General features: G+C 75.7%; 5 protein-coding genes, 1 pseudogene and 1 riboswitch. Of the genes and pseudogenes, 2 read left to right on the top strand and 4 right to left on the bottom strand.

The features are described 5' to 3' along the window. Positions 1 to 121: 121 nt before the first annotated feature. Positions 122 to 1,291, bottom strand: coding sequence for a HoxN/HupN/NixA family nickel/cobalt transporter (locus tag ACFXHB_RS43820; RefSeq protein ID WP_380582680.1), 1,170 nt, complete (start codon positions 1,289 to 1,291; stop codon positions 122 to 124). Positions 1,292 to 1,323: 32 nt separating this feature from the next. Further along, positions 1,324 to 1,517, bottom strand: a riboswitch (cobalamin riboswitch). An 82-nt stretch (positions 1,518 to 1,599) separates the two neighbouring features. Here ACFXHB_RS43820 and ACFXHB_RS43815 point away from each other — a divergent pair. Continuing rightward, positions 1,600 to 1,941, top strand: a pseudogene (locus ACFXHB_RS43815) (ArsR/SmtB family transcription factor); the annotation flags it as partial. A gap of 148 nt (positions 1,942 to 2,089) precedes the next feature. Further along, on the top strand, positions 2,090 to 3,778 hold the full coding sequence (locus ACFXHB_RS43810) for a hypothetical protein (RefSeq protein ID WP_380582678.1): 1,689 nt from the start codon (positions 2,090 to 2,092) through the stop codon (positions 3,776 to 3,778). Between the two features lie 18 nt (positions 3,779 to 3,796). Here the strand turns inward: ACFXHB_RS43810 and ACFXHB_RS43805 are convergent, their stop codons facing one another. From ACFXHB_RS43805 to ACFXHB_RS43795, 3 genes are all read right to left on the bottom strand, one after another. Further along, positions 3,797 to 5,833 carry an AAA family ATPase gene (locus ACFXHB_RS43805; protein WP_380582676.1) on the bottom strand — a complete coding sequence of 679 codons (2,037 nt, stop codon included), beginning with the start codon at positions 5,831 to 5,833 and terminating at the stop codon, positions 3,797 to 3,799. A gap of 170 nt (positions 5,834 to 6,003) precedes the next feature. Beyond that, positions 6,004 to 6,813 (bottom strand): Fpg/Nei family DNA glycosylase, encoded by an 810-nt coding sequence (locus ACFXHB_RS43800; protein ID WP_380582674.1) that lies wholly within the window; start codon positions 6,811 to 6,813, stop codon positions 6,004 to 6,006. A gap of 137 nt (positions 6,814 to 6,950) precedes the next feature. Next, positions 6,951 to 7,901 carry an AAA family ATPase gene (locus ACFXHB_RS43795; protein ID WP_380582682.1) on the bottom strand — a complete coding sequence of 317 codons (951 nt, stop codon included), beginning with the start codon at positions 7,899 to 7,901 and terminating at the stop codon, positions 6,951 to 6,953. Between the last annotated feature and the right edge of the window lie 123 nt (positions 7,902 to 8,024).

Raw genomic sequence — 8,024 nt, 5'->3', positions numbered from 1 at the left:
CCCAGCAGGACTGGTTCGCCGAGAACTACACCGGCGTCTGACCCGCCCGCCCCCCCCGCGGGGGGGCCCCCCTCCCCCCCCGCCGGGGGGGGCCGCCGCCGCGCGCGTCGAGGCGGCCCGGCTACCTGGCGAGGTCGGCGGCGTCCTCGGCCGCCGTCCCCTGGGCGGGCACGTCACCCGGGGGCCGCGTGGACCGCGGGCTCCAGCGCCGCTCGACGCCGGCCAGCCGCCAGTAGGCGATCGCCGCCGCCCAGACCACCACGAACAGCCCGACGATGACATAGCCGACGTTGTCCAGCGAGAGGTCCGCGATCCAGCCGCTCACCGGGTCGGTGAGGTCCAGCTTCTCGTGCAGCACCCCGACCAGCTCGATGGTGCCGATGATGAAGGCCACCGCGATCGACAGCCCGGTGATGGTCAGGTTGTAGTACACCTTGCGCACCGGGTTGGAGAACGCCCACTGGTACGCGAAGTTCATGAACGTCCCGTCCAGCGTGTCGAACAGGCTCATCCCCGCCGCGAACAGCAGCGGCAGGCAGACGATCGCGTACCAGGGCAGCCCGGAGGCCGCGCCGGAGCCGGCCATCACCATCAGCGTCACCTCGGTCGCGGTGTCGAAGCCGAGGCCGAGCACCATCCCCACCGGGAACATCTGGCCGGGCCGGGTGATCGAGCGGGTCGCCCGGTTCAGCACCCGGGCCAGCAGGCCGCGCGAGTTGAGGTGCTCCTCCAGCTCCGCCTCGTCGAAGCGGCCCGCGCGCATCGACCGGAACACCCGCAGGATGCCGAACAGGGCGGCCAGGTTGAGCGCGCCGATCAGGTACAGGAAGGCACCGGAGGCCGAGGTGCCGACCACGCCCAGCCACTGGTGGGTGGGGGACTCGTCGTCCATCAGCGTGTTGGCCAGCTGGGCGCCGCCCGCCACCAGGGCGGCCATCAGGACCACCATCGAGGAGTGCCCGAGGGCGAACCAGAAGCCCACCGAGACGGGCCGCTTGCCGTCCGCCATCAGCTTGCGGGTGGTGTTGTCGATCACCGCGATGTGGTCGGCGTCGAAGGCGTGCCGCATGCCGAGGGTGTAGGCGGTGATCCCCAGGCCCACCCCGAAGACCTGCGTACCGACCGCGTAGCCCTCGGGTGCCACCAGGAAGAAGAGCGTCCCGAACGCCACCACGTGCATGGCCAGGATCACCCCCATCAACCCGGCCGTACGGATGGTGTCCTCGCGCTTCCAGCGGAAGGTGGGCAAGGCGGACGGCGCCGCGGGGGCGGCGGTTTCGGGCAGGGTCATCGTGGGATCACGCTCCAGCACCTCGTGGAAAGTCGTTCGTGAGATGCCGTGGCCGGTCTCCTGGCTTACGGGGCTCCCGTGCCCGCCTTCCCGGGCGCGCGAGGCACCCAGTGGCGTCGTGGGCACGGACGACTCCCCCGATCACAGTGGCGAGGGCCGCTCCGGACTCCGGACTCCTGAGAGTCCGTCACCGGTCTTCCCGAGCACCACGGCGGGCAACACCGTAGGGTCCCCCGCCACACCCTTGCAAGGCTGCGCACCTGCGCAGGTGTCCGGAATCACAGCCCCGGGGCTGCGAGAATGTCCGCATGCATCTCGTACCGGCCGACCGCGCGGGCCACCGCACCATCGACGGACACCGGGTCTGCGAGGCCATCGCCGCGATCGGCGACACCGGGCACGTCCGGTCCTGGGCCGAGCGGTTCTCGCTGCTCGCCGACCCCGGTCGGCTCGCCCTGCTGCTCGCCCTGCACCGGGCCGGCCCGCTCGCCGTCACCGACCTGGCGGTCGCCACCGGTATGCGCGACCCGGCCGTCTCGCAGGCACTGCGGCTGCTGCGCACGGCGGGCGTGGTCACCGGCGACAAGGACGGGCGGGTGGTGCGCTACCGGCTGCTGGACGAGACTATGCGCCCCCTGCTGGACGCGTGCGCCGCCGCCGAGCACCACGAACCGGCCGACGCGCCCGAGCACCACCGGCCCACCGCCCCGGCCGGGCCCCACCGGCCCACCGCCGCGGCCGGCTGACCCACCGTCCGGCCACCGCCCCGGCACGCACCCGGATGAGTACGATCATCGCGTGCTGATCCGCCGCAGGCCCCGGGGCCGGGCCTGGCCCGACGACGACCGCTGGAACACCCGGCCGGTCGAGGCACGCGTCCTCGCGGTCGTCCGCACCCTCACCTCCGCCACCCGCGTCCTCGACGTGCTCACCCTGCTCCGCGACCGCGACGGCATCCGCTTCTACCTCACCGTCAACCCCGGCTCGGCCTTCACCGCCGGACTGGACGCGTTCCTGCGCGACCTGCCCGGGTTCACCCTCCTGGACTGGCGGGAGGCCACCCGGCACCGCTTCGACCTGGCGGTCGCCTGCGCCGTCCACTCCTCGATGGGCCGGCTGGACGCCCCGCTGATCGTCCTGCCGCACGGCGCCGGCTACAACCGCCTGGTGTCCCAGTCCACCGGGGACACCGTCACCGCAGCCGGCCTCTCCCGCCGCGAACTGACCCACCGCGGGAAAGCGTTCGTCGACGTCCTGGGCCTCTCCCACGAGGAACAGCTGGACCGGCTGCGGATCTCCTGCCCGCAGGCCCTGCCGCACGCGCGGGTGGTCGGTGACCCGTGCTTCGACCGGATGCTGAACAGCCTCGACGCCCGGGACGGCTACCGGGCCGCGCTCGGCGCCGTGGACGGCCGCCGGCTGGTCGTGGTCAACTCCACCTGGAGCGAGCACTCCCTGTTCGGTCGCCACCCCCGGCTGCCGCTGCGGCTGGTCGACCGGCTGCCCGCCGACGAGTACGCGGTCGCCGTCGTCCTGCACCCCAACATCTGGGCCCGGCACGACCCGAGGGCCCTGCTCGCCGCCGCCGAACAGTCCGGGCTCCGGCTCGTCCCGCCGCACCGGGGTTGGCAGGCCGCGCTGGTCGCCGCCGACTGCCTGATCGGCGACCACGGCTCGGTCTCCTTCTACGGCGCCGCGCTGGAACGCCACACCCTGCTGGCCGCCACCGGCGCCGAGGAGCTCGACCCGCGCTCCCCCGGCTACGCCTTCGGTCAGGCCGCGCCACCGCTCGACCCCGACGGCGATCTTCTCGCCCAGCTCGAACAGGCCCTGGCCGCCCACGATCCGGCCGCCCTGCGACCGCTCACCGACCGCTCGCTCGGCGCACGCGGGCAGTCGGCCCGACTGCTGCGCCCGCTGCTCTACTCCCACCTGGCACGGCTGGACGAACCGTCCGACGAACCCCGTCTGCCGCCCTACCCCGTGCCGCGCCCGCTTCCGGGCACCCCCCGCGGCCCGTCGGCGTACGACGTCGAGGGAACGGTCTCCGGCAGCGAGGTCGCCCTGCGGCGCTACCCCGTCGGGCCGGACCACGGGCCCGCGCGCGGCATCTACGCGGTCGCCGCCGAGGAGCACCGGCTCGAACTGCGCGACGTCGCCGAGGTGCTGGCCCGCACCGAGGTCCGGGCCGAGCTGCCCGCCGAACGCTGGCTGGCCGAGGCCTTCCGCTCCCCCGGGCTCGGACTGGCGGTGGCCGCGCTCGGCAGGAGCCGCCACCTGCTGCGGCTGCCCGCCGGTCTGCTGCTGGAGGCCCGTGCCGAACGGCCGTGGGGAGCGCCGAAGCCACTGCTCGACCCGCTGCTGCTCGGCGCGGCCGTGGCCCTCTGGCTCCACCACGGCTCGGACCCGGCGACCCTGCCGCAGAGCGGGCTCACCGTCCGCACGGGCGAGCGCCGCGTCCGGGTCACGTTCACCGCCCCGCCGTGACGGCGCTCGGCGGCCCGGCTACGCCTCGCGCCCGCCGAGGACGCCGGCACGCCCGCGCAACTCCCGCAGCCGGGCCCGCGCACCCGCGGCCAGCGCCCGGTCGCCCAGCTCCTCCGCCAGGTCGCCGAGCAGCTCGCGGGCCTCGGCCTCCTTGACCAGCTCGTCCCGTGCGGCGGCCCGGTCCGCGGCCGAGCTGACCAGCCGCACGGCTTCGGCCGGCTGCCCCAGCGCCCGGAGCGCACGCCCCTGGGCGAGCGGCAGCTTCACCAGCATCGAGCCGTCCCGCGTCCGCTCGGCCAGGACGGCCGCCTCGGCCAGGACGGCCAGCGCCGCCTCCGCGCGACCCGCCGCGACCAGTGCCCGGCCCAGCTGGTAGCTCTGCACCACCACGCCGTGCGGGTCCCCCGCGTTGGCCTCCCGGGCCCGGGTGAACAGCTCCACCGCCCGCTCCGGCCGCCCGTCGGCCAGGCAGAGCAGTGCCTCGGTCTCGACCAGCACGCCGGCCAGTCGCGGGTCGTCCACCAGCGGCAGCAGCTCGGCCGCGGCGGCCAGTTGCTCGGCCGCCGCCGGGTAGCGCCCCAGCTCGTAGTGGGCCCGGGCCAGCTGGTTGCGCATCCGGATCCCGGCGTCCGGGCGGTTGTCCCACTGCGCCGACTCGACGCCCAGGAGGTGGGAGGCGATCCAGTCGCCATAGTGCTTCCGGCCGTGGTACAGCGGCCAGAGCGACTCGCAGAGCCGCCAGACCTCGCCGTGCCAGCCCTGTTCGGCGGCCGCCGTCAGGACCGCCAGCAGATCGGCCCGCTCGACCTGCAGCCAGGCCATCGCCGCGGCCGGGTCGGCGAAACCGGGCACCGACGGCTCCGGGGGCTCCTGCAGCCGCATCCGGTCACCGAGCGCCCGGTCGGCCGCCGCCGCCCGGCCCCGGTAGTGGGCCACGATCCGCCGCAGCGACTCCTCCCGCCCGGGGTCGGCCCGCGCGCGGCGCCGGGCGTGCAGCCGGACCAGGTCATGAGTGCGGTACCGCTCCGCCGGGTCCGCGCTCTCGTCCGCCACCGGGCGCAGCAGATGGGCCCGCACCAGCTCGCCGAGGGCCTCGCCGGCCCGCTCGACACCGGCCGCCTCGGCCAGCTCGGGGGTCAGGTGCCAGCCCGGGTGCAGCCCCACCAGGTGGTAGAGCCGGCGGGTGTGCGCGGGGAAGTGCGCGTACACGGCCTCGAAGGGTTCGACCACGGAGCCCTCCCGGTGCTCGATCGCGGCCAGCCGGCCGGCCTCGTCCGCCAGTTCGGTCACCACCCGCTCCACCGGCAGTCCGCTGCGGGTGATCAGCTCGGACCCGACCGCCTGGAGTGCCAGGGGCAGTCCGCCGCACAGCCGCACCAGGTCGTGGAGCTGCTCGTCGGTGCCGCGCCCCGGGCCGAGCCAGCTGCGGACCAGCTCCGAGCCGGCCTCCGGCCGCAGCGGCTCGACATCGAGCAGCGTCGCACCCACCATCGCCAGGCCCGGCAGTCGCGCCCGCCCGGTGACCACGACCAGCCCGGCCGTCGGGAGCAACGCCCGGACCTCCGAGGCGTGTTCGACGTTGTCGAGGAAGACCAGCAGCCCGCCCGCCGAGGTGACCGTCCGGAACAGCGCCGCGCGCTCGGGCAGCCGCTCGGGCACGAAGTCCCGGTGGACCCCGAGCCCCCGCAGGAACCCGCCCAGCACCTCGCCCAGGTCGACGCCGCCCTGGTGGCGCACGGTGGTGAGGTCCGCGTACAGCTGGCCGCTCGGGAAGCGGCGGGCGTGCTCCTCGGCCCACCGCGCGACGACCTCGGTCTTTCCGACGCCGCCGAGCCCGGTCAGCGCGACGACGGACGGCCGCGTCGGCCCGGTCCGCTCCAGCGCGGCCGTCAGCGCGGCGAGTTCCGCGCCCCGGTTGACGAACGCGCCGCTGGACGGCCGGATCTGGCGGGGTACCCCGGGGGGCGGCGCCGGCGCCTGGACGAAGGTGTGCGCCTGCACCACGTTGCCGTGCACCGTGCCCGACACGATGTTGGTCGCCTCGTAGCCGTCCATCCGCCGCTCCCTCCGCACCGGCCCTCAGCCTACGGTGGTTCCTGAGCCCGCATCATCCCTCCCGCACCGGCCGGGCGAACCGATCGGGCGAACCGGTCGGGCGAACCGGTCGGGCGGGCGCCCGGCCCGCGCGGGCCGCTCAGGGCGGCGGGCCCGGGTGAGCGGCCCGGCTACGTCCGCTGGCAGGCGGGGCACCAGAACAGGTTGCGCGAGGCGTGCTGCTCCGTCCGCACGTCGGTGCCGCAGACCAGGCAGGGCAGGGCGGCCCGGCGGTAGACGTACACCTCGCCGCCGTGGTCGTCCACCCGCGGGGGCCGCCCCATCGCCTCGGGGGTGTGCTCGGGCCGGACGGTGTCGATCCGGCCCGCGCCGACGCCCTCCCGCATCAGCGCGACCAGGTCGGCCCAGACGGCCTCCCACTCGGCCCGGGTGAGGTCGCGCCCGGCCCGGTGCGGGCTGATGCCGTGGCGGAACAGCACCTCGGCCCGGTACACGTTGCCGACGCCGGCCAGCACCTTCTGGTCCATCAGCAGCGCGGCGACCGTCGTCCGGCTGCCGGAGACCCGCCGCCAGGCAAGCTCCGGATCGGCGTCGGCGCGCAGCGGGTCGGGCCCGAGGCGGGCGGCGACGGCGTCCTTCTCGGCGCCGGTGATCAGCGCACAGGTGTTGGGGCCGCGCAGGTCGGCGTAGGCCTCGTCGTTCTCCAGCCGCAGCCGGACCAGGCCGACCGGGGCGGGCGCCGGTCCGACGCCGAAGCCGAACCCGCCGTAGAGGCCGAGGTGGACGTGCACCCAACCGCCGCCCTCGAAGCCCAGGAAGAGGTGCTTGCCGATCGCCTCCGCCCCGGTCAGCACCTGGCCGTCGACCAGCGCGGCGCCGTCGGCGAACCGGCCCTGCGGGCTGCCGGCCCGGACGGGTCGGCCGCCGAAGACCCTGGCGTTCTCGGCGGCGAGGCGGTGGATGATGTGGCCTTCCGGCACGGGCGTCGGCTCCCCCGGGTGGTCGAACAGGACGCCTCCATCATCGCAGCCCGCACCGACAGGGCCCGGGCCCGGACGGAGCCGACGGACCGGGCTCGGCGGGCTCAGGGGCTCGGCGGGCTCAGGGGCTCAGGGGCTCAGCGGACCGGGATGCCCATCAGCCGGGCCAGGATCACCCGGTCCAGTTCGGCGGCGGTGGCGGCGACGTCCAGCTGGGAGTTGTCGATGATCGGCAACCCGGAGTTGTACCAGCCGGCCATCCGCCCGTGGATCCGGGCCACCTCCTCGTCGCTCAGCCGCCGGTTGCCGCTTCGCCGGGCGTTGCGGCTCAGCACGGAGTCCAGGCTGGGCAGCAGCACGACCGGAATCATCCCGGGACCGATGTGCCGCTTCCAGCCGCCGAGGCCGATCGCCGGGCGGTCCGGGAAGACGGCGTCGTCGATGATGCAGGAGATGCCGTTCGCCAGGTAGTTGCGGCAGGCGAAGCCACAGGTGCGGCGGGCCAACCGGTACTGCGCCTCGGAGGCGTTGTTCCAGCCGGACTGCGGGTTGGCGAACCCGGCCTGCACCCACTCGCGGACGTCGTCGAGGCTGATGTGGGCGGTGGGCGTGGGCCGGCGCTCCGCCCAGTGCCGGGCGACGGTGGTCTTGCCGGCGCCGGCCGGGCCGATCAGCAGCACGGCGAGCGGTCCGGACGGCGCGTGCGGCTGCGGCGGGTGGGCCGGGAGCTGCACGGGCGAACCGGAGGGCAGCAGGAAGTGCCCGGTGGCCCCGGCGGCGACCGGCGCGGGCGCCGCCACCACGGGAGCCGAGGGCGGTACGGGCCGCGCCGGTGCGGGCGGCGCGGGGGGTGCCGGCGGGGTACCGGTCGGCGGCACGGCGGGACGGCCGCCGTACGGGACCCGGCCCGCGGGCTCGCGCACGGACTGGGCCAGGCCGTGGCGGACCGAGTGGGACGCCGCCTGCGGTAGTCCCCGGGGCGCGCCCGGGGCGGTAGCGGCGGACGGAGCGGCGGCGCCGGTGTACGGCGGGGCCGGCGGAGCGACGGGACGTGGGGGGACCTGTCCACCCCCGGCGTACTGCGTCACGGTCACCTCCCGACTTCTTTCAGCGGGGACACTACACGGCGGCCCCGCAGCGGGCACAGTCCGCCGACGGGCCGCTGACGAGGGCCGGGACACCGGATCGGCACGGCCCGGGCCGTGCCGATC

Source organism: Kitasatospora sp. NPDC059327 (assembly GCF_042752535.1).
Classification (GTDB): domain Bacteria; phylum Actinomycetota; class Actinomycetes; order Streptomycetales; family Streptomycetaceae; genus Kitasatospora.
Note: the sequence above shows the minus strand (reverse complement) of the source record. Positions and strands in the feature narration are given on the sequence as shown.